This window comes from Microbacterium sp. 4-7 (assembly GCF_014332665.1).
Taxonomy (GTDB): domain Bacteria; phylum Actinomycetota; class Actinomycetes; order Actinomycetales; family Microbacteriaceae; genus Microbacterium.
On sequence record NZ_MCRH01000003.1, the window covers coordinates 45,598 to 66,113 of the forward strand.

At 69.7% G+C, this 20,516-nt stretch carries 17 protein-coding genes; 11 read left to right on the forward strand and 6 right to left on the reverse strand.

All coding sequences use genetic code 11. From position 1 onward, the window contains the following. Window positions 1-8 precede the first annotated feature (8 nt). On the reverse strand, window positions 9-890 hold the full coding sequence (locus tag BEP68_RS04305; protein WP_187249345.1) for an SDR family oxidoreductase: 882 nt from the start codon (window positions 888-890) through the stop codon (window positions 9-11). A 151-nt stretch (window positions 891-1,041) separates the two neighbouring features. On the opposite strand from BEP68_RS04305, the gene BEP68_RS04310 reads away from it, so the two are divergent. From BEP68_RS04310 to BEP68_RS04325, 3 genes are all read left to right on the forward strand, one after another. Then, entirely contained in the window at window positions 1,042-1,668 is a 627-nt protein-coding gene (locus BEP68_RS04310; protein ID WP_187249346.1) for a gamma carbonic anhydrase family protein, read from the forward strand. Continuing rightward, the gene (locus BEP68_RS18135) at window positions 1,665-4,787 is read left to right on the forward strand and encodes an aminotransferase class III-fold pyridoxal phosphate-dependent enzyme (protein WP_315985269.1); all 3,123 of its coding nucleotides are present in this window, start codon (window positions 1,665-1,667) and stop codon (window positions 4,785-4,787) included. Before BEP68_RS04310 ends, BEP68_RS18135 begins: the two co-directional genes overlap by 4 nt. A 157-nt stretch (window positions 4,788-4,944) precedes the next feature. Continuing rightward, window positions 4,945-6,378 (forward strand): APC family permease, encoded by a 1,434-nt coding sequence (locus tag BEP68_RS04325; protein ID WP_187249347.1) that lies wholly within the window; start codon window positions 4,945-4,947, stop codon window positions 6,376-6,378. An 85-nt stretch (window positions 6,379-6,463) separates the two neighbouring features. Here BEP68_RS04325 and gdhA read toward each other — a convergent pair whose 3' ends face one another. Beyond that, window positions 6,464-7,834 (reverse strand): NADP-specific glutamate dehydrogenase, encoded by a 1,371-nt coding sequence (gene gdhA / locus BEP68_RS04330; RefSeq protein ID WP_056277909.1) that lies wholly within the window; start codon window positions 7,832-7,834, stop codon window positions 6,464-6,466. Between the two features lie 151 nt (window positions 7,835-7,985). Continuing rightward, window positions 7,986-10,673: a phosphoenolpyruvate carboxylase gene (locus tag BEP68_RS04335; protein WP_315985270.1), complete on the reverse strand. Its 2,688-nt coding sequence runs from the start codon at window positions 10,671-10,673 to the stop codon at window positions 7,986-7,988. Window positions 10,674-10,759: 86 nt separating this feature from the next. Here BEP68_RS04335 and BEP68_RS04340 point away from each other — a divergent pair, with 86 nt between their 5' ends. The 4 genes from BEP68_RS04340 (at window position 10,760) to BEP68_RS04355 (ending at window position 14,808) form a co-directional block, all read left to right on the forward strand. Beyond that, entirely contained in the window at window positions 10,760-11,926 is a 1,167-nt protein-coding gene (locus BEP68_RS04340; RefSeq protein WP_187249349.1) for a Na+/H+ antiporter NhaA, read from the forward strand. 85 nt (window positions 11,927-12,011) lie between these two features. Further along, window positions 12,012-12,626 (forward strand): MazG family protein, encoded by a 615-nt coding sequence (locus BEP68_RS04345; protein ID WP_187249591.1) that lies wholly within the window; start codon window positions 12,012-12,014, stop codon window positions 12,624-12,626. A gap of 65 nt (window positions 12,627-12,691) precedes the next feature. Further along, window positions 12,692-13,942, forward strand: a complete 1,251-nt coding sequence (locus BEP68_RS04350; protein ID WP_222839175.1) for a histidine--tRNA ligase — start codon at window positions 12,692-12,694, stop codon at window positions 13,940-13,942. A 53-nt stretch (window positions 13,943-13,995) separates the two neighbouring features. Continuing rightward, complete coding sequence (locus BEP68_RS04355; RefSeq protein WP_187249351.1) at window positions 13,996-14,808, forward strand: SGNH/GDSL hydrolase family protein; 813 nt, start codon at window positions 13,996-13,998, stop codon at window positions 14,806-14,808. Here BEP68_RS04355 and BEP68_RS04360 read toward each other — a convergent pair. Then, window positions 14,777-15,301 carry a VOC family protein gene (locus BEP68_RS04360; RefSeq protein ID WP_187249352.1) on the reverse strand — a complete coding sequence of 175 codons (525 nt, stop codon included), beginning with the start codon at window positions 15,299-15,301 and terminating at the stop codon, window positions 14,777-14,779. The genes BEP68_RS04355 and BEP68_RS04360 overlap by 32 nt on opposite strands. A 155-nt stretch (window positions 15,302-15,456) precedes the next feature. On the opposite strand from BEP68_RS04360, the gene BEP68_RS04365 reads away from it, so the two are divergent. Continuing rightward, entirely contained in the window at window positions 15,457-16,260 is an 804-nt protein-coding gene (locus tag BEP68_RS04365) for an AraC family transcriptional regulator (protein WP_187249353.1), read from the forward strand. On the opposite strand, the gene BEP68_RS04370 is transcribed toward BEP68_RS04365, so the two are convergent. Continuing rightward, complete coding sequence (locus BEP68_RS04370; RefSeq protein ID WP_187249354.1) at window positions 16,261-17,487, reverse strand: APC family permease; 1,227 nt, start codon at window positions 17,485-17,487, stop codon at window positions 16,261-16,263. It abuts the gene before it with no gap. Between the two features lie 48 nt (window positions 17,488-17,535). Beyond that, entirely contained in the window at window positions 17,536-18,006 is a 471-nt protein-coding gene (locus BEP68_RS04375; protein WP_187249355.1) for a DUF4442 domain-containing protein, read from the reverse strand. Window positions 18,007-18,106: 100 nt separating this feature from the next. Between BEP68_RS04375 and BEP68_RS04380 the strand changes: the two genes are divergently transcribed. From BEP68_RS04380 to BEP68_RS04390, 3 genes are all read left to right on the forward strand, one after another. Then, window positions 18,107-18,457, forward strand: a complete 351-nt coding sequence (locus BEP68_RS04380; RefSeq protein ID WP_072590965.1) for a GntR family transcriptional regulator — start codon at window positions 18,107-18,109, stop codon at window positions 18,455-18,457. After that, the gene (locus BEP68_RS04385; protein WP_187249356.1) at window positions 18,454-19,473 is read left to right on the forward strand and encodes a DUF1648 domain-containing protein; all 1,020 of its coding nucleotides are present in this window, start codon (window positions 18,454-18,456) and stop codon (window positions 19,471-19,473) included. The genes BEP68_RS04380 and BEP68_RS04385 overlap by 4 nt, the downstream gene beginning before the upstream one ends. A gap of 73 nt (window positions 19,474-19,546) precedes the next feature. Then, complete coding sequence (locus BEP68_RS04390) at window positions 19,547-20,497, forward strand: CPBP family intramembrane glutamic endopeptidase (RefSeq protein WP_187249357.1); 951 nt, start codon at window positions 19,547-19,549, stop codon at window positions 20,495-20,497. Window positions 20,498-20,516 lie beyond the last annotated feature (19 nt).

Here is a 20,516-nt window from a genome sequence, read left to right on the forward strand (position 1 = left end):
CGCGTGCGTCACAGCGAGAACCCGCCGTCCGTGGTCAGCACCTGACCCACCACCCAGGAGCCGGCGTCGGTGCACAGCCAGCCGATCAGCCGCGCCGGGTCGTCCGGTCGACCGACTCGGCCGAACGGCGTGCCGGCGATCCATTCGTCGACGCCGGAGAGATCGCGATCCGTGGTGTCCGCATCGAGGTAGCCCGTGTTCACGGGGCCCGGGTTGACGGTGTTTAGCACGATCCCGACGTCGAGCAGCTCCGCCGCCGTCGACCGCGTGATGCCCGCGAGCGCGGCCTTGCTCGTCGCATAGGAGATCTCTCCGCGCATCGCTCCGTGGCCCTGACCGGAGGTCATCCAGATGACGTGCGCCGTCGGCTTCTCGAACGGGCCGAGTGAGGGGATGCTGTCGCCCGGGCGGGCGACGGGGGTGTCCGCGCCGCCGAGCTCGACCCGGACTCGACGCGCCAGGCCCGCGGTGAGCAGCAGCGATGCGCGCGCGTTCGCCTGCCAGTGCGCGTCCAGCCGGTCGGCGGTCATGTCGAAGATCGTCCCGTCGCCTCCGCTCATCGCCTGATTGCAGACGACGATGTCGAGCCGTCCTGACAGCGAGGACGCCGCATCGAGCAGCGGCTCGATGCTGTCGGGGTCACGGAGATCCGCCTCGGCGTCGCCCATCACCGCTCCGGATGCGAGCGAGCCCCGGATGCCGGTGCGGACGGCGTCGAGATCGTCGCCGCCCCAGGGGTGGTCGAGATCATGCGGGCGGAAGTGATGGACGAACACGTTCGCGCCGAGGGAGGCGAGCGTCGTGGCGGTCGCGAATCCGATGCCGCGCCTGCGCGAGACGCCGGTCACGAGCGCGGTGCGTCCGAGCAGGGGAAGGTCGGCGGAGTGCATGAGGATGCCTTTCGATCGAGATGCCGCGGCATGCCGAGGGGCGGCCGGAGGCGGGGGAGGGATCGAGTCACCTGCATTGCATGGGCGTCAGCGTAGCAGGACGCCGCCGTCGGCCTTCTCGTCCCGTGCGCTGCACCACTACGCTGGCGTCATGTTGTACGAGCACCTCGGGGCTCGGCCCCGGATCCATGACACCGCCGTCGTCGCTCCCACCGCCGTGATCTCCGGAGACGTGACGATCGGACCGGACTGCCAAGTGCTGCACGGCGCCGTGATCACCGCCGAGGGCGGGCCCATCACGCTCGGCGAGCACGTGATCGTGATGGAGAACGCGCTCATCAGGGCGACGGCCGCGAACGCCGTGCACATCGGCTCGCACACGCTCGTCGGAACCCTCGCGAGCATCGCGGGTGCGACCGTCGGCGAAGAGGTCTTCCTCGCGTCGGGCGCCCGGATCTTCAACGGCGCGCTGGTCGGGGACCGGTGCGAGGTGCGCGTGAACGCCATCGTGCACCGGCGGGCGGTGCTGCCGTCCGGCACCGTCGTGCCGATCGGCTGGGTCGCGGTCGGGGATCCCGTCCAGCTCCTCTCTTCCGACCGCGAGGAGGAGATCTCCGCGGCCCAGCCCGAGCTCGACTTCCCGGGGCACGTCTTCGGCGTGGACCGCGACACCCCCGACCTGATGGTTCAGCTGACCGAGCGGTACGGCAGTTCCCTGGCCCGGCATGCCGACGACGTGCGTCTCGATGCCGACGGCCACGCGGCGGGCCGAGGGTGAGTGACGGGGCAGGGCTCGTCCGACCGGACATCAGCACGGAGGACGCCGCGCTGATCGCTCGCGACTGCTACGGGGTCGACGCCCAGGCGAGCGAGCTCGGGAGCAACCAGGACCGGAACTTCGTCCTGATCGAGCCGGACGGATCACGCAGCGTGCTGCGCGTCGACAACCCGGTGTTCGGCGAGGACGCGAGAGCCGCGCAGCATGCGGCGCTCGACGCCTACCGCGCAGCCGGCGTTCGTGTTCCCGCCGTGCTTCCCGGGCTCGACGGTGAGCTCACCCAGCGCTGGCGAGGATTCGCGGTGCGGCGCAGCGAGTTCGCCGAGGGCGAGCCGATGGTCGACGCGGGCTATCTCGCTCCCGTCGTGCTGAGGGAGTTCGGCACGCTGGCTGCGGCATCCGTGAACGCGCTCGCAGGTCTCGTGCATCCGGGGCTCGACCGTGAGCAGATGTGGGACATGCGCGTCGCGTACGAGCAGATCATCGCGCTGGCCCCGGCAGTGACCGAGGCCGAACTGCGCGTGCGCGTGCGCACGGCAGCCGATGAGGCTCACGCCGCTGTCTCGACCGTCGCTGCCGGCCTGCCTGTGCAGCCGATCCATGGCGACCTGACCGACGACAACGTCACCGGAATGCGCGGTGCCGACTCGCGGCTACATCCGCACACGGTGCTCGATCTGGGAGACCTGGGTCTCGGTTGGCGCGTCGCGGAACTGGCTGTCTGCGTCTCGTCGATGCTGCACCATGAGCCGGAGCGCCCGCTTCGGGCACTCGACACCGTCGCGGCGTTCCACGCCGATGCCCCGCTCACTCGCGACGAGGCGGTCGCGGTGTGGCCCCTCGTCGTGCTGAGAGCAGCGCTGCTCGTCGCGAGCGGCTGGCGTCAGCTCGCGATCGACGGGGACAACGACTACGCCCGCGAGAGGATCGAGGGGGAGCAGGCCATCTTCGACGCGGCGACCGCCGTTCCGCTCGCCGAGATGTCCGAGCATGTGCTCGCGCGGCTCGGGTTCGCGTCTCCGGAGTTCGAGATGTCGGATGCCGAGACTCCGGATGAGACTCCGAATGCGGGGACTCCGGATGCAGGGACTCCGGATGAGACTCCGGATGCAGGGACTCCGGATGCGGGGACTCCGGATGCCGAGATTCCGGGTGCCGAGATTCCGGGGGACGCTCCCGACGTACCTGACGCTCCCGACGTACCTGCCGCTTCCCGCCGGGAACTGTCGATGCTGCTTCCCGATCTCGACGGCCGAGTCCTCGTGGTCGATCCGGGCGTCGAAGCCGAGGGGCTCGATGCAGGGCGCTGGTCGCATCCGGATGCCGAGGCGATTCTCGTGGCCGAGGCCCACGCGGCGGGTGCTCGCGCTGCCGTGGTTCCCTACGGCGTCTTCCGGCTCACCCGGACGACCGTCGACGCCGTGAGCGCAGCCGCCACCTGGCCGGTGGAGACGGAGGTGCATGTCGCCCCCGGTCCGTCGTCGCGACTGGTCGCGCCGACCGCGGGGGAGCTGAAGATCACCGACGACGGGGTGCACATCGAGCTCGACGGCGGGTGGAGGCTCGCGCTCCGCGGCGCCGAGATCGAGCCGAATCGCAGCGGGAGAGTCGAGAGGGGCGAGAGCATCGGCAGGCTCGCCGCATCCTTCGAGAACCGCACGATGGTCATCGGGCTGACGCGAGGGGATGCTCCGCCGCTCCGCTCCCCGCTGCCGAATCCGCCGATCGCCGCGCGGCTCGTCACCCCGGAACGCGTCGCGGCCTGGCGTCGCTTCACCGCGGACCCCGCTCCGCTGCTGGGCCTCCGGTCCGCCGCGCAGCGCGACGAGGCCGGTCAGGAGCTCGAGCGCCGCGAGCGCATCTTCGCGGCCGCACAGGAGCGCTATTACGAGCACCCGCCGCAGATCGAGCGAGGCTGGCGGCACCACCTCGTCGACACGACCGGTCGCAGCTACATCGACATGGTGAACAACGTCGCCGGGCTCGGCCACGGGCACCCGCGAGTCGCGGCGGCGGCGAACCGCCAGCTGAAGACTCTCGCCACGAACTCCAGGTTCCTGTTCCGCGGCCTCGCCGAGTACAGCGAGCGACTCATCGCGCTGATGCCCGAGGGGAGCGGCCTCGACACCGTGCTGCTCGTGAACAGCGGATCGGAGGCGGTGGACCTCGGCATCCGTCTCGCGCAGGCGGCCACCGGCCGACGAACCGTCGTCGCGCTGCGAGAGGCCTATCACGGGTGGACGATGGCGAGCGATGCGGTCACCACCAGCGCCTATGACAATCCTGATGCGCTCGCGACGCGTCCCGACTGGGTGCACGTCGCCGATGTGCCCAACTCGTTCCGCGGCACGCACCGCGGCCAGGACTCGGCGGACCGGTACCTCGCCGACCTCGCCGCCGACCTCGACCGACTCAGCGTCGAGGGCCGGGATCCGGCCGGGTTCGTGTGTGAGTCCGTGCTCGGCAACGCGGGCGGGGTGGTCCTCCCCGACGGATATCTGACCGGTGCGTACGACCTCGTGCGTTCACACGGTGGCCTGTGCATCGCCGACGAGGTGCAGGTGGGCTTCGGGCGCATGGGATCCACGTTCTGGGGATTCGAGCAGTCCGGAGTGATCCCCGACATCGTCACGATCGCGAAGCCGATGGGCAACGGCTTCCCGATCGGCGGCGTGATCACTTCGAAGAGGATCGCCGACGCGCTGAGCGAGCAGGGCCAGTTCTTCTCCTCGGGCGGTGGCAGCACGCTCAGCAGCAGCGTCGGCCTCGCAGTCCTCGATGCCATGGTCGAGGACGACCTGCAACGCAACGCGCTCGACGTCGGTCGGCATCTGGCGGAGTCGCTCCGTGCGCTCGCGCAACGGCATCCGATCGTCGGGCCCGTGCACGGGCAGGGGCTGTATCTCGGGGTCGAGCTCGTGCGCGACCCCGAGACCCTGCACCCGGCGGCGGCCGAGGCGGCCGCGATCTGCGAGAGGCTTCGCGAGCTCGGCGTGATCGTGCTCACCACCTCGGAGCGCTCGAACGTGCTGAAGATCAAACCCCCGCTCTGTCTGTCGGTCGAGAGCGCCGACCATGTCGTCGCGATGCTCGACCGCGTGCTCACCGAGGGCTGGTGATCGAGCGGGGTCTTCGAATCGAGTCGGTTCTCGGCATGTTAAATGCGTATTTCGAATCAGATCCGCTCTTCCGCTGACGAATCTCCGGGGTACATACTGAGCGTCAGTGTCGGACCGCCCGAAGTCCGGCCCATGCGCTGTTCCCGAAGGAGTACTCATGGTCACGCCCATCAAGACGAAGCCGCTCGCGCAGGGCGGAGGAACCCTCCGCCGCAATCTCGGCCTCTGGGCGATCGTCGGTCTCGGACTCGGCTACATGACACCGACCGTCGTCTTCGACACGTTCGGCATGGTGGCTCGCGACACCGACAACGTCGTCCCCGCGGCCTACCTCGTCGCCCTCGTCGTGATGGTGTTCACCGCCATCAGCTACGGCAAGATCTCCCGCGCCATCCCGAGCGCCGGGTCTGCGTACACGTACGTCCGCGAGTCGATCCACCCGAACCTCGGGTTCATGGTCGGCTGGACCTCGCTCATCGACTATGTGCTGCTCCCGATGGTCAACTGCCTCATCATCCGCAGCTACCTCGAAGCGCTCTTCCCCGACATCCCCGGCTGGATCTGGGTCGTGCTGTACTGCATCCTCGTCACGAGCATCATCTACATGACGATGCGCGGCACCTCGAACATGAACATGATCCTGCTCGTGTTCTCGATCGTCGTGATGGTCGTGTTCGTCGTCATGGTCGTCGCGCAGCTGATGCGCGGCGAAGGAGCGGGCACGATCGCATCGGCCGCGCCCTTCATCCACGACGGTGCGACGATCGGCGCGGTGCTCATGGGCGCGACGATCGTCTGCTTCTCGTTCATCGGGTTCGACGCCGTGACGATGTACGCCGAGGAGGCGAAGGATCCGAAGACGATGCCCAAGGCGATCCTGCTGACCGTGCTGCTCGGCGGCGCGATCTTCCTCGTCGCCGCGTACGTCACGCAGCTGCGCTTCCCCGACTGGAACGAGTTCGCACCCGGTGGCGACATGCAGTACGTCGAGGATTCGACGCTGCCGATCATCGGAAACCTCGTCGGGGGCAACGTGCTCATGGCCGTGCTGACCGCCGCGGGCTTCTGCGCCACGCTCGCCTCGGGTCTCGCCTCGCACGCATCCGTCTCGCGGATGCTGCTCGTGATGGGTCGCAACAACGTCCTTCCGCAGAAGGCCTTCGGCTACATCAACCCGCGCACCCACACGCCCACCTTCAACGTCGTGCTGGTCGGCGCGATCTCGCTGCTCGCGATCCCGTTCACCCTCGAGCTGATCGCGGCGTGGATCAACTACGGCGCCCTGATCGCGTTCACCTTCGTCAACATCTCGGTGATCGCCTGGTTCGCCGTGCGCAAGGGGCGGCGCCACACACCGCGCGACATCTTCTCGTACATCGTGATGCCGGGCATCGGCATGCTCCTCACGGGTCTGCTGTGGGTGAACCTGCACTCCGACGCCCTGACAGGGGGACTCATCTGGACCGCTCTCGGCCTGATCTACCTCGCCGTGATCACGAAGGGGTTCCGCAAGAAGGTGGTCGCGTTCGATGAGAACCAGGCGGTGACCGGGTTCAACAAGGTCGTGAAGGTGCCGGTCGACGAGAACTGAGGACCTCAGGCGTCGAGAACGCGCAAGAGCCGCCTGCCCGGGAGGGAGGCGGCTCTTGTGTCGTGCGCAGTGGGTGCGACTCCGGTCAGATCACGCCCTGGGCGAGCATTGCGCCCGCGACGCGCTCGAAGCCCGCGATGTTCGCCCCGGCGACATAGTCGCCGGCCACGTCGTAGCGCTCCGCGGCGTCGAACGCGGCGCGGTGGATGTCCGCCATGATCTCGCGCAGCTTGTTCTCGCTCGCGTCGAAGCTCCACCGCTGGCGAGACGCGTTCTGGCTCATCTCGAGAGCGGAGGTGGCGACGCCTCCCGCGTTCGCGGCCTTGCCCGGCGCGAAGAGGACTCCGGCGCTCTGGAACGCATCGACGGCAGCGGGGACGCAGGGCATGTTCGCGCCCTCCGAGACCGCTCGCACGCCGTTGGCGATCAGGGTCTCGGCGGCGTGGAGATCGAGTTCGTTCTGGGTCGCCGACGGCACGGCGATGTCGACCGGGACCTCCCAGACGCTGCCGCCTTCGATGAATCGGGCGCCGGGGCGACGGTGGGCGTACTCGACGATGCGCGCGCGCTCGACCTCCTTGATCTGGCGCAGCAGGTCGACGTCGATGCCGGCGTCGTCGACGACGTACCCCGACGAGTCGGATGCCGTGACGGCGGTCGCGCCGAGCTGGGATGCCTTCTGGATCGCATAGATCGCGACGTTGCCCGAGCCCGAGACGCCGACGCGCTTGCCGTCGAGCGAGTCGCTGTGCACGCCGAGCATCTCCTGTGCGAAGAACACCGCGCCGTAGCCGGTCGCCTCGGTGCGCACCTCTGCGCCACCCCAGCCGGTGCCCTTGCCGGTGAACATGCCGGACTCGTGGCGGTTGGTGATCTTGCGGTACTGGCCGAACAGGTAGCCGATCTCGCGACCGCCGACGCCGATGTCGCCGGCGGGGACGTCGGTGTGCTCGCCGAGGTGACGGTAGAGCTCGTTCATGAACGACTGGCAGAAGCGCATGATCTCGGCATCCGACCTGCCGTGCGGGTCGAAGTCGGATCCGCCCTTGCCGCCGCCGATGCCCTGGCCGGTCAGTGCGTTCTTGAAGATCTGCTCGAACCCGAGGAACTTGATGATCGACAGGTTGACCGACGGGTGGAAGCGCAGGCCGCCCTTGTACGGTCCGAGCACCGAGGAGAACTGGATCCGGTAGCCGCGGTTGACCTGCAGACGCCCGGCATCGTCGACCCACGGCACGCGGAACAGGATCTGCCGCTCCGGCTCCACCAGACGCTCGAGGATGCCGCCGTCGACGTACTGCGGGTTGCGCGCGAGCACCGGTGCGATCGAGTTCAGCACCTCGTGCACGGCCTGCTGGAACTCGGGCTCGTGCGGGCTGCGGGCGAGCACCGTGTCGAACACGGGCTGCACGTCGTCGGCGAGCGGATGGAAGTCGACGGAAGACGGAGAGGTCACGCGAAAGAGCTTTCTGATCGGGGGATGGTGCTGCGTGCGATCGTGTCGCGTGAGGGTGCGCCGGATACGGCGAAGTTTTCACTCTAGCGGGCACGCGGAGGTGAGCACCTTCACACCGGCATGCGCTTGTTCGGGGACGACGACGCGGGGGTCACCCGGTGTTCTGGAGGCCCGCCGCGACGCCGCTCACCGAGAGCAGCAGCAGTCGCCGCTGCTCGTCGTCGGCACCCGAGCCGGTCGCCTCGGCCGGGTCGCGCAGTGCGCGGAGGGCGCGCAGCTGCAGCAGCGACAGGGCGTCGACGTACGGAGTGCGCAGCTGCACGGCGCGCTGCAGGATCGGCTTGTTCTCGAGCAGGCCCACGCCGCCGGTGAGACGGATGACCCACTCGCGCGTCAACGACAGCTCGTCGAGCACGAGCTGCGCGAGATCGTCCCGATCGCCGAGGGCGAGGTACTGGCGGGCGATGCGCTCATCGGTCTTCGCGAGGCTCATGGCGACGTTGTCGATCATGGTGCGCAGCAGCGGCCAGTCGCGATAGGCCTCGGCGAGACGGGCCTCATCGCCGACGGCGGCGAGAGCGGTTCCGAGTCCGAACCAGCCGGCGAGGTTGATGCGGGCCTGGGTCCAGGCGAAGACCCACGGGATCGCGCGCAGGTCTTCCAGCGACTCGACCGACAGTCCGCGTCGAGCCGGACGGGAGCCCAGGGCGAGCAGGCCGATCTCCTCGAGAGGGGTGACCGTGGCGAACCAGGGGGCGAAACCCTCCGCCTTGACGAGCGAGAAGAATCGCTCGCGCGACGAGGTGTCCATGACGGCGGCGATGTCGGCGAAGCGTGCGGCGGCGTCGCTCGTGTGCTTCTCGACGGACGGAGACGAGGCGAGCAGCGTCGCCGCGGCGACCTGATCGATGTGGCGCATCGCGATGGCAGGCTCGCCGTAGCGCGCGAAGATGACCTCGCCCTGCTCGGTGAGCTTGAAGCGACCGTCGACCGAGTGCGGCGGCTGAGCGAGGATGGCCGAATTGGCGGGTCCGCCGCCTCGGCCCAGAGCACCGCCGCGACCATGGAACAGGGTCAGTTCGATGTCGGAGTCCTTGGCCCACTGCGCGATCTTCTCCTGCGCCTCGTACAGGGCGAGGTTCGCGGCGACCGGGCCGACGTCCTTCGACGAGTCGGAGTAGCCGAGCATGACCTCGAGCCGGTTGCCCGTCGCGGCGAGGCGTTCCTGGAACTCCGGGAACGTCACGGCCTCCGCGAGGATGGCAGGCGCCGCCTGCAGGTCGGCGAAGGTCTCGAACAGGGGAACGACGTCGAGCACGGGGGCGTCGTCGCCCAGCGCGTGCCTCGCGAGCGCATACACGTTCGCGAGGTCGGACGCCGACTGAGTGAACGACACGACATAGCGGCCGGCAGCCCGCAGGCCGCGGTCTCGCTGGATCTCGGCGATCACGCGGAAGACCTCGAGCACCTCCTCGGTCTGCACGCTGATCGCGTCGCCGCTGGAGAGCTCCGAGAGCGCCTTGCGATGCACCTGCGAGTGCTGACGCACCTCGAGCTCGGTCAGATGGAAGCCGTAGGTCTCCACCTGCCAGATGAGGTGCTGCACGCCGCCGAACGCATGGCGCTTCGCGCCCGCATCCGCCAGCGACGACTGCACCGTGCGCAGGTCGTCGAGCAGGTCTTCGGGGCGCGAGTAGCGCTGCTCCTCGCCACGGCGGGTGGCCGCGACACGGTGGGCGAGGGTGAGCAGCACGCGGCGGTGCGGCTCACCGGGGGAGCGGGCGCCCAGCTCCTCGGCGACGCGCGGCTCAGCGGCGGCGAAGGCCTCCCACAGAGCCGTGACTCCTGCGCTCGCAGGGGTGTCCTCGGCGTCGAGCGTGAGGGCGCGGCCGATGCGCTCGAGTGCGCGCTCCAGTCCGCGCAGCACGTGGTCGGACGCGATCTGCGACGCCTCACGGGTGACGGATGCGGTCACGAACGGGTTGCCGTCGCGGTCGCCGCCGACCCAGGACCCGATGCGCACGAACGCGGGCACGACCGGAGCGCTCGAGCCGGAGTCGTCGCCGCGGAGTGCGTCGTCGATGCGCCGGTACACGTGCGGCACGGTGGTGAACAGGGTCTCGTCGAACACGCCCATGACCGTGCGCACCTCGTCGGTCGGCGAGGGCTTCTCGGCGCGGAGCGGCGCGGTGCGCCAGAGGGTGTCGATCTCCTCCAGCATCCTCCGGCGCGCCCGGTGCTCCTCCGACCCGCCCTCGCTCGCGGCGTCGTGCTGGGTGAGGAGCTCGGAGAGGCGGCGGATGCTCGACGACACCGCGCGACGGCGTGCCTCGGTCGGGTGGGCGGTGAACACCGGGTGGAAGCGCAGGCCCTCGAGACGGCGGAGCGCCTCGTCGTCACCGACCTCCGTCTTCAGACGCGCATAGGCGGTGGCGACGGTGTCGGCCGCATCCTCGCGGCCCGGCTGGCCGGCGCGCTCGCGGAGCACCCGCACGCGCTGGTGCTCCTCGGCGAGATTGACGAGGTGGAAGTAGCAGGTGAACGCCCGTGCGACCTCGTCGGCGCGCGCGATGCTGAACGACTCGGCGATCGCGGCCGCCCGATCGAAGGCGTCGGAGGTCTCTTCGTCATAGGCCTGGATCGTCGCCAGCCGCAGCCGCTCGACGTCCTCGAAGAGGTCGTCGCCGCCTGCTTCGCGCAGTACCTGGCCGAGAAGGGCGCCGAGCATTCTGACGTCGGTGCGCATGGCATCCGGAATGCCGCGGCCCGCTTCGAAACGGCCGATGATGCGGATGGCCGAGGTGTCAGTGGGCTCGGGGAAGGCGTGTTCGGGGGTCACCGTTCGAGAGTATCCCGGGTCGGGGTCGTGCTCTGAACGCATGACGATGTGAGACGTGCGGGGCGCTCGCAACTACCATGGGGGCGATGCGCATCTCCGCGAACCCTCTCCGTGGCCAGCAGTTCCCTGCTGTCCTGCTCCTCGTCGCGGCAGGGCTCGGCATCCTGCTGGCGAATCTTCCCTCGCATGATGCGCTCGCCGCGGTGCTCGACTTCCACATCGCCGTGCCCGGCACAGTGCTCGACCTCTCGATCGAGCACTGGGTGTCCGACGGTCTTCTCGCCGTGTTCTTCCTGGTGGTGGCGATCGAGCTGCGGCACGAGCTCACCCACGGCGAGCTCGATTCGCCCAGCAAGGCCGTGCAGCCGGCCATCGCCGCCGCCGGCGGTGTGCTGGTGCCGATCGCTGTCTATCTGCTCATCGCGGGCGACTCCGCGACCGCCACGGGCTGGCCCATCCCGACGGCGACCGACATCGCCTTCGCGCTCGGCGTGCTCGCGATGTTCGGACGGGGGCTTCCGTCGAACGTCCGCGTCTTCCTGCTCGCGCTCGCGATCCTCGACGACATCATCGGCATCATCTTCATCGCGGTCCTCTTCGCGCACGACGTGCAGTGGCTGTTCCTCGCGCTCGCCGTCGCCGCCGTCGTCGCGTTCTGGCTGCTCAGCAGACTGCTCCACGCCAAGGGGCATCCGGCGGTGGCCGTCGCGATGATCATCGTCGGCGTCGTCGCCTGGGGCCTGGTGGCCTCGTCGGGCATCCACGCCACCATCGCCGGCGTGATGCTCGGGCTCGTGATGTCGCCCGTTCCTGCCGCGCGCACCAGGCACGTGCTCGAACCGACCGTGAACGGCGCGATCCTGCCGATCTTCGCGTTCGTCGCCGCCTTCGTGGTGATCCCCGCCCTCGCACCGTCGGAGCTCTCTCCCGCCTTCTGGGGGATCGTCGTGGCGCTGCCCGTCGGAAAGATCATCGGCATCTCCCTGTTCGGGTGGCTCGCGATGCGGATCCGGCCCCGAGGCGCGGCGCCGGCCCTGCCGTTCGCCGACATCTTCGCCGCCGGCGCGCTGGGCGGCATCGGCTTCACCGTCTCGCTTCTGCTCGCCAACCTCGCCTTCGCGGCCGACGCCGGCACCCGCGATCAGGCCATCCTCGGTGTGCTCGTCGGCTCGCTCGTGGCTCTCGTGCTCTCGGGTGTGATCGTGTCACTCCGCGCCCGTACGTACCGACGACGCGGCGCCGTGACCTCGTGACCGCGAGGCGACCCGAGTGGCGTTCGAAGGAGGACCGGTGAGTGCAGAGCCCGCCCGCGACCCGCTGCGCGCCGCAGCCGAGACGATGCGCGAGGTCCGGGATCGCTGCGTCTGGTCGCAGCAGATCACCCATCGTGATCTCGTGCCGTATCTCATCGAGGAGTCGCACGAGGTGATCGACGCCGTCGAGGACGGCTCACGGGCCGACCTGCGTGAGGAGCTCGGCGACCTGCTCTGGCAGGTGCTGTTCCACGCCGCGATCGCCGCGCAGGACCCCGACGACCCGTTCGACATCGACGATGTCGCGGCCACGCTCACCGAGAAGATGGTGCGGCGGCATCCTCACGTCTTCGCGGACGAGGTCGCGACGACCCCTGAAGAGGTCCTGGTGCACTGGAACGCCGCGAAGGCGGCGGAGAAACGCGCGAGACGCAGCGTCCTCGACGGGATCCCGCGCGGTATGCCGGCGCTCGCGCTGGCACAGAAGGTCGCCGGTCGAGCCGAGGGGGCCGGCGTCGTCGTCGCCCGGACCGATGCGGACGGGGCTGGACCGGCGCCCTCCTCGGAAGAAGAGCTCGGCGACGCTCTTCTCCGCCTCGTGGCGGTCGCGCGCGCCGAGGGCTGGGATGCCGAACGAGCGCTGCGCGAACGGCTCCGAGCGGTCGAGGCCGAGGTCCGCGAGGCGGAATCCGAAGCCTGAGTCCACGGCCTGGCCCGCCGACCTGGAAAGATGGAGGCGTGGCTACTGTGAACCCGCCGCGCGGAATGCGCGACATCCTCCCCGCCGACAAGGCTCGCCGCGAGCGCGTCCTCTCCGTGATCCGTGATCGTTACCGCTCGCACGGGTTCGACGAGATCGAGACCCCGGCGCTCGAGGAGTACTCGCGACTGCACGCCGGCATCGGCGGCGACAACGAGAAGCTCGCCTACAACGTGCTGCGCCGCGGCCTCGATGCGGATGCCATCCGCGACGCCGCCGACGACCAGGGCGCCCTGGCCGACCTCGGTCTGCGATACGACCTCACGGTTCCGCTCGCGCGCTTCTACGCGAGCAATCGCGCTCAGCTCCCCGGTGTGTTCCGCGCGATCCAGATCGGTCCGGTCTGGCGTGCTGAGCGACCGCAGAAGGGGCGCTACCGCCAGTTCGTGCAGTGCGACATCGACATCATCGGCGACGACTCGTCGCGCGCGGAGGCCGAGCTCATGGTCGCCTCGCTCGCTGCGGTCGACGCACTGGGTCTCGAGGGCGCCACCGTGCGCATCAACGACCGCCGTGCGCTGGACTGGATGCTCGACAGCTTCGGCTTCACGGGCGACGAACGTCCCGGGGTCCTCATCACGATCGACAAGCTCGACAAGATCGGGCCCGACGGCGTCGCCGCCGAGCTGCGCGAGCGCGGTTCGGCGCCATCGGCCGTCGACGCGTTCGAAGCCTTCCTCCTGCGCCCGCAGACGATGGAGTACAACCCCTTCGGCGAACGTCAGATCCGCAAGGCGCTTCCCGACGGTGCCCCGGACGAGATCGTCGGACACCTCGTCGCGATCGGCGAGGCCGTCGCCGCCGGCCGAGGCGCGACCGACATCCCGCTGGTCTTCGACCCGTTCCTCGTGCGCGGCATGGGCTACTACACGGGCACGATCTTCGAGCTGGCCCACCCTTCGGTGTCGTACTCGCTCGGCGGCGGCGGTCGCTATGACGGCATGATCGGCCGCTTCCTCGGCCAGCAGGTCCCTGCCGTCGGGTTCTCGCTGGGCTTCGAGCGCCTCGTCGACCTCGTGACGGCGGGCGCGGATGCCGGCGAGCGCGCCGTCGTGCTCATCCACGACGCCGACGTGCCGGTCGCCGAGCTCGTCATGCACAAGGCGGGTCTCGTGGGCTCCGGGGCGCGAGTGCGGCTGGAACGGCGCACGAAGAACGTCAAAGCCCTGCTCGAGCGCTCGGCCGCCGACGGATACACGGAGTTCGCGACCGTCTCGGCGGGAACCTCGGAGCTGGAGCTCAAGCCCCTCTCCTGAGTTCGGGGGATGCCGTTCACTCGGCGTTCACGCCGTTCCGGTCGAATCGGGACATGAGCCGACCGCCGTTCGTCGCCGTCGCGGCGGTGGGTGTCGCCACCGCGGTGGCCGCCGCCGTAATCCGGGTCGTCCTCACCCGACAGGCCGCGATCGCGCGTCGACGCATCGGCAAGCCGCTCGGAGAGGAGTCGATCGACGCCGACCGCGTCTGGCGTCGTTCGCTCGACGGCATGCCGATCGATCTGCTCGTGCTCGGAGACTCGCTGGCGGCGGGCCTCGGCGCCGAGCGGCGCAAGGAGACACTGGGCGGACGACTCGCCAAGGGTCTGGCGCGACGGATGCGACGACCGGTCCATCTGCGCACGGCCGCCGTCGTCGGGTCCGAATCGCCCGACCTCGCCGCCCAGCTCGACGCGCTGCCCGAGGACTACGCCCCGCATGTCGCCGTGATCGTGGTCGGGGGCAACGATGTGACGCACCGCATCCCCGTCGCCGTCTCGACGCAGCACCTGCGGGAGGCCGTCCGACGGCTGCGTGCTCGGGGTGCGGAGGTCGTGGTCGGCACCTGTCCCGATCTCGGAGCCCTCCGCCCGGTACCGCAGCCTCTGCGGCGCCTGATGTCGAGCATGTCCCGTCGACTCGCCAGGGTTCAGGCCGAGACCGCTCGTGCCGAGGGCGCGCACCCCGTCGACCTCCGCCGCGCCGTCGGCCCGATGTTCTTCGACGATCCGGAGGCGATGTTCAGCCTTGATCGCTTCCACCCGAGTCCGCTCGGCTATCGGCGCACGGCGGAGGCACTGCTCCCGGCCACGTGTCGGGCTGCCGAGACCGCGCTCAGCTCGCGCCGTCAGACGGGGCAGCACTGAAGGACGCCGCCCAGTCGGCGACCCGCCGTGCGCTCTCCTCGTCCGAGAGGTCTTCGACCCGGGTCATCACCGACCATCGCACGCCGAACGGATCCCGGATGCTGGCGAATCGGTCTCCCGACACGAACGCCGACGGAGCCTCGCGCACGGTTGCGCCCGCGGCGACGGCACGCTCGACGACGGCGTCGACGTCCGAGACATAGAGTCCCATCGAGTAGCAGTCGTCGTCTCCCGACGGCGCAGAAACCAGATGATAGTCGGGGCTCGGCTCGCCCAGCTGCAGGTGGCCGAACCCGAAGTCGAGGTCCGCATGGGCGACGACACCGCCGAACTCCGTGACATCGATGACGCGAGCGCCGAAGACGTCCCGGTAGAACTCGATCGCCTCCCGCGCCCGGGGGACCGCGAGGAAGGGAGTGAGGGAGGTCGCGCTGTTCGGTCGGCCGTCCGTCGTGTGATCGCCGGTCACGCCGGTCCTGTTCTCGGTGCTCATGCAGCCACAGTAAGGAGCAGTCGCAGACGCGCGCTTGAACTTGCGCGACACGATCGTGCGCCGGGGTCATAGGGTCGAGGCATGGACGTCGACGACCTCGGACCGATCGTGTCCGCCATGCGGGTCACAGTGGCGATCCTCGCCGGCGGCTAGCGATGCGTGCGACCCGCGGTGTGCTGTATCCGGCCCGGCTGCCGGACTTCCATCGTCTGCCGCCTGCGACCGCCGCGCGGGACCTCGCGGTGTGGTTCTGGATCCCCGAGTGGAGCATCGAGCCCGCTCGATCGTCTCGCCAGGAGATCGTCGGCTACCCGGCGCTGAACCTCGTCGTCGAGAACGGTGACGTGAGTCTGTCCGGGGCGACGACACGGGCTTCGCATCGCGAGCTGACCGGCACGGGCTGGGCAGTGGGCGCCCTGCTGCGACCCGCAGCTGTCGCGGCCCTCATCGACGACCCTGCCGCACTCGTCGATTCCGAGCAGCCGGTCGTCGCTCCCGAGCTCGCGGACGGGGTCAGTGCTGCGATGGCGTCGGGGGAGGGGCATCGCGAACTCGCCGTCGCGGTGTTCTCGGAGTGGCTCGCTCGTCGGGTCGGACCCCTCGACGACAGTGCGAGGCATGCGAACGCGCTGGTCGAGGTGCTCATGGAGGAGGGCGCGGCCGACTCGGTCGAGGAGGCCGCGACCCGACTCGCGGTCTCGCTGCGCACGCTGCAGCGCCTCGCCCATCGTCACGTCGGAGTGTCGCCGGCCGCCATGATCCGGCGCCGCAGGCTGCAGGAGGCCGCGGAGCACCTGCGTCTGCACCCATCGGTCGATCTGGCGGATCTCGCCGCCGACCTGGGGTACGCGGATCATGCCCATCTCACCCGCGACTTCCGGAACGTGCTCGGAATCGCGCCCCGCGCGTACCGGGCGTCCTCCGCGCAGGACGTTCGGAGCGCTGCCGCGCCACCCTGATCAGCGCGCGAGCCGCAGCCGGATCATCCGATAGAGCACACCGACCAGCACGACCGCGGTACCCACCACCGAAGCCACCACCGGCAGCGTGTTCACGAGTACGAGGCACCCGAGCGCACCGACGACCTGCAGCACCCGCGGATAGCGGCGAGCCGCAGTGCGCTGGCGGAATGCCGCCGCATTGGCGATGAGGTAGTACAGCAGTACACCGAACGAGGAGAAGCCGATCGCGTCGCGCAGATCGGCGACGAGCACGATCATCACGATGATGACCGCGATCGTGATCTCGGCCCGACGGGGTACGTGCCAACGCTCGTCGACCTTCGCGAGGAAGCGCGGCAGATCCTCTTCGCGGGCCATCGCCAGTGTGGTGCGACCGATGCCGGTCAGGAGGGCGAGCAGAGCTCCGAGCGAGGCGGCGGCCGCGGCCACGCGGACGACAGGAGTGAGAGCCGTCCACCCCGAGGCCGTTACGACATCGGCGAGAGGGGTGGTGCTCGTGACCGCGTCGCCGCCGAGCACGACGACGACCGTGATCGCGACGAGCGTGTAGACGACGACCGTGCCGCCGAGGGCCAGGGCGATCGCCCGGGGGATCGTCCGGGCGGGGTCGACGACCTCTTCGCCCATCGTCGCGATGCGCGCGTATCCCGCGAACGCGAAGAAGAGCAGGCCTGCGCCCTGCAGCACCCCGTACGCGGAGGCATCCGGAAGGGGAGCCGGGGCGGTAGACGAGGAACCGCCGAGGCCCACCGCGACCACCACGGCGAGTCCGAGCAGCGAGCACACGACGAGGATGCGCGTGACGAGGGCGGTTCGCGTCACGCCGAAGCAGTTGACCGCCGCGAGAGCGACGACGGCAGCGACGGCGACCGGCACCTGCCAGCCGTCAGGTGCGGCGTAGGCGGCGAAGGTCATGGCCATCGCCGCGCAGCTGGCGATCTTGCCGATCACGAAGCTCCATCCGGCGACGAATCCCCACCACGGGCCGATCTCGGCGCGGGCGTACGCGTAGGTGCCGCCGGCGACAGGATGCGCGGCGGCGAGCTGCGCCGAGGCGGTCGCGTTGCAGTAGGCGACGATCGCGGCGATCGCCAGGGCGATCAGGATGCCGCTTCCGGCGACTCCCATGGCCGGTGCCCACACGGAGAACACGCCTGCGCCGATCATCGAACCGAGACCGATCGCGACGGCGTCGACCAGTGTCAGGCGGCGGGCGAGGGGCATCCCGTCATCGTGGCACGTCCGGGTGAACGTCCGGTATCGCCGTCGCCGTCAGCCCCGAGCGGAGGTGACGCGCTGCTTCTCGCGGATGTAGACCTGTCGGCGGACTCTGGCGACGACGTCTCCGTCGCGGTCGGTGATGACGGTCTCGAACCACTCGAGCACCTTCGCACCGCCGTTCGCCCGCTCGCGGATCTCCTCGGCCCGCTCGCGGCTGACCTCGAACTCGGCGGTCAGCACCCCGCGCCCGGGCTTGACGAACTCGATCTCGCCCCGGGTGTCCCAGACGACATAGTCCCGGCCGAGCTGATGCATCACGAGCATGAAGAAGTACGGGTCCGTCATCGCGGACATCGAGCCGCCGAATGCCGTCTTCACGTAATTGCGGGTGAACACGTTGATGTGCAGCTCGACCGTAGCGTGCGTCCAGTCCTCGCTGAAGCGGCGGATGCGGATGCCGCTGAACAGATTGGGGACCCACAGGCTCATGCCCGTGGCGAGACGACGGGGAGTGATGCGCATGAGGTCAGTGTGGCCGACGGCCTGATCCGGACAAAGCTCGCTGGAGGGTTGCGACAGTTGTTATAGTTTATGTAGAACTACTAGAAGATTGGAGGACGGGATGCTGATCCGCATCGACGCCGACAGCGCTCGGCCGCTCTTCGATCAGGTCGCGGCATCCGTTCGCGCCGATGTCCTCGCCGGACGTCTCGTGCCGGGTGACCGGCTGCCTGCCGCCCGTGAACTCGCCGAGGCGCTCGAGATCAACCTGCACACCGTGCTCCGTGCCTATCAGCAGCTGCGCGACGAGGGGCTGATCGATCTGCGCCGTGGCAGGGGAGCGGTGGTGTCCGCTGCTGCATCTCCGCTCGCCGAGCTCTCACAGGACATCGCCGCGCTCGTCGCCCGCGCCGCATCCCTCGGACTCTCTTCCTCGACACTGGCCGCGCTCATCAAGGAGACCGACGCATGACCCCCGAGATCCGCCGCGCCCGCACCGCCTTCTGGTGGGTCGGGGTCATCGTCCCCGCCGCTCTGATCGTGCTCGCCGCCGTCATCGTCCTGGCGTGGCTGCCCGACATCCCCGATCCTGCGGCGATCCACTGGGGCCTCGACGGGGCCGATGGCTTCGCGCCGCGGTGGACGCCACTGGTCATGCTGATCGGCCTGGGCGGAGGGATCGTGGCGATGTTCGCGATCATCGTCCTGGTCTCGCACAGGCTGCCCCCACGGGGCTCGGGCGGGCCGCTTCCTCAGTCGCAGTGGTCGACGACCGCCCGTCTGCTCGGAGCGGCCGGCCTCGCGATGGCGGGCCTGATGTCCATGCTCGCGATCACGACGACCGGCTCCCAGCGAGGGCTCTCCGATGCGACCGAGGCGCCCGACATCACCCCCTGGGTCCCGGTCATCGTCGCGATCGCCGCCGGCCTCGGGGTGATCGGATGGTTCGCGCAGCCGAAGGTGCCCGTCGCGTCCGTCGCGTCCGCGGATCCGGCGGCACCTCTGCCTCTCGCCGACCACGAGCGCGCCGTGTGGATGAAGACCGTGAACGTGGCCCGCAGTGGCCAGGTCGTCCTCGGGATCAGCGTCTTCTTCACGGTCGCCGTGAGCGTGCTGCTGCTCGCCCGGGGCATCGCCGCCGGGTGGATCGTGGCGGGCATCACTGTGGTCCTCGTCATCGTCGTGGCGACCGGTCTGTCGTTCCGGGTGCGGGCGAGCACCGCTGGCCTTCGGGTGCGCTCCGTCGCCGGATGGCCGCGTCTCGAGATCGCCGCGGCCGACATCGCCAGCGCTCGCGCGGTGCAGGTCGACCCGTTCGCCGAGTTCGGCGGCTGGGGCTACCGAATCGGCACCGACGGGCGGCGCGGATTCGTGCTGCGCACCGGCGAGGCCCTCGAGATCACCCGCACAGACGGTCGCGTGTTCGTCGTCACCGTCGATGACGCCTCCACAGCGGCATCTGTCCTCGCTTCCGCAGCATCCCGATGATCGCACCGCACATCGACACCGAACAGCACATCGACACCGATCAGCACATCGACACCGAACCGGGAGTCAATCCATGACCCGCATCAGAGCCGCATCCGTCGTCCTCTTCGTCGCGCTCGCGTGCGGGCTCGCCTGGCTCGTCGCCCTGCCGCTGTGGCTGGGCGACGGCCTCGCCGAGCCCAGCACCTGGTTCCTGCTGCCCGTGATGATGCTGACCCCCGCGCTCGCCGCGCTCGTGGTCACCCTCGCCCTGCGTGTGCCGGCACCGGGGGAGCGGCTCCGCTTCCTGGGCATCTGGCCCCTGCGCCCGGCCAGGCGGGTCGTCTGGCTGATGGTGGCGGGCTGGCTCGTCCCTCCGGTTCTCGTCGCGCTCGGCATCGTGGTCGCGGCGGCCTTCGGATGGGTGCAGCTCGACCCGACGTTCTCGGCGTTCTCCGCTGAGATCGCGAGGTCGCTGCCCGCCGGTGCGCCGATGCCCCCGATCGAGCTCATCGTGATCTCGCAGATCGTGACGATCCCTGTCGGCGCCCTGATCAACAGTGTGCTGGCGTTCGGCGAAGAACTCGGCTGGCGCGGGTGGCTCGTCCCGGCCCTGCGACCGCTCGGCACGTGGCCGGCACTCCTCATCAGCGGAGCGATCTGGGGCTTCTGGCACAGCCCGGTGATCCTGCTGGGCTACAACTTCGGGCGCACCGACATCACCGGCGTGCTGTTCATGATCGGCGGCTGCATGGCCTGGGGTGTGCTGCTGGGCTGGCTGCGTCTGCGCTCCGCATCGGTCTGGCCCGCCGTCCTCGCGCACGGCTCGCTGAACGCGGCCGCCGGACTCGTCCTCATCTTCGCCGCATCGCAGCCCGATCTCGCACTCGCCGGACCTCTCGGCGTCGCGGGATGGATCGTCGCGGCGGCGGTGATCGCCGCATTGGCACTCACGGGCCAGTTCCGTCGTCAGCCCGAGCTCGCGGGCGCGCCCGGGCGGCTGCTGTCCGCTCCCCGAGCCGGGAGGGGTCCGCAACCCTCTTGACGCTCTTCGGGGCTCACGG

Bases quoted from the DNA above. Each gene is read 5' to 3' on its own strand.
- BEP68_RS04385 (WP_187249356.1), top strand. From the start codon at position 18,454: ATGACCCCCGAGATCCGCCGCGCCCGCACCGCCTTCTGGTGGGTCGGG.
- BEP68_RS04340 (WP_187249349.1), top strand. From the start codon at position 10,760: ATGCGCATCTCCGCGAACCCTCTCCGTGGCCAGCAGTTCCCTGCTGTC.
- BEP68_RS04360 (WP_187249352.1), bottom strand. From the start codon at position 15,301: ATGAGCACCGAGAACAGGACCGGCGTGACCGGCGATCACACGACGGAC.
- BEP68_RS04305 (WP_187249345.1), bottom strand. From the start codon at position 890: ATGCACTCCGCCGACCTTCCCCTGCTCGGACGCACCGCGCTCGTGACC.
- BEP68_RS04380 (WP_072590965.1), top strand. From the start codon at position 18,107: ATGCTGATCCGCATCGACGCCGACAGCGCTCGGCCGCTCTTCGATCAG.
- BEP68_RS04355 (WP_187249351.1), top strand. From the start codon at position 13,996: ATGAGCCGACCGCCGTTCGTCGCCGTCGCGGCGGTGGGTGTCGCCACC.
- BEP68_RS04310 (WP_187249346.1), top strand. From the start codon at position 1,042: ATGTTGTACGAGCACCTCGGGGCTCGGCCCCGGATCCATGACACCGCC.
- BEP68_RS04375 (WP_187249355.1), bottom strand. From the start codon at position 18,006: ATGCGCATCACTCCCCGTCGTCTCGCCACGGGCATGAGCCTGTGGGTC.
- BEP68_RS04325 (WP_187249347.1), top strand. From the start codon at position 4,945: ATGGTCACGCCCATCAAGACGAAGCCGCTCGCGCAGGGCGGAGGAACC.
- BEP68_RS04370 (WP_187249354.1), bottom strand. From the start codon at position 17,487: ATGCCCCTCGCCCGCCGCCTGACACTGGTCGACGCCGTCGCGATCGGT.
- BEP68_RS04350 (WP_222839175.1), top strand. From the start codon at position 12,692: ATGCGCGACATCCTCCCCGCCGACAAGGCTCGCCGCGAGCGCGTCCTC.
- BEP68_RS04390 (WP_187249357.1), top strand. From the start codon at position 19,547: ATGACCCGCATCAGAGCCGCATCCGTCGTCCTCTTCGTCGCGCTCGCG.
- BEP68_RS04345 (WP_187249591.1), top strand. From the start codon at position 12,012: ATGCGCGAGGTCCGGGATCGCTGCGTCTGGTCGCAGCAGATCACCCAT.
- BEP68_RS04365 (WP_187249353.1), top strand. From the start codon at position 15,457: ATGCGTGCGACCCGCGGTGTGCTGTATCCGGCCCGGCTGCCGGACTTC.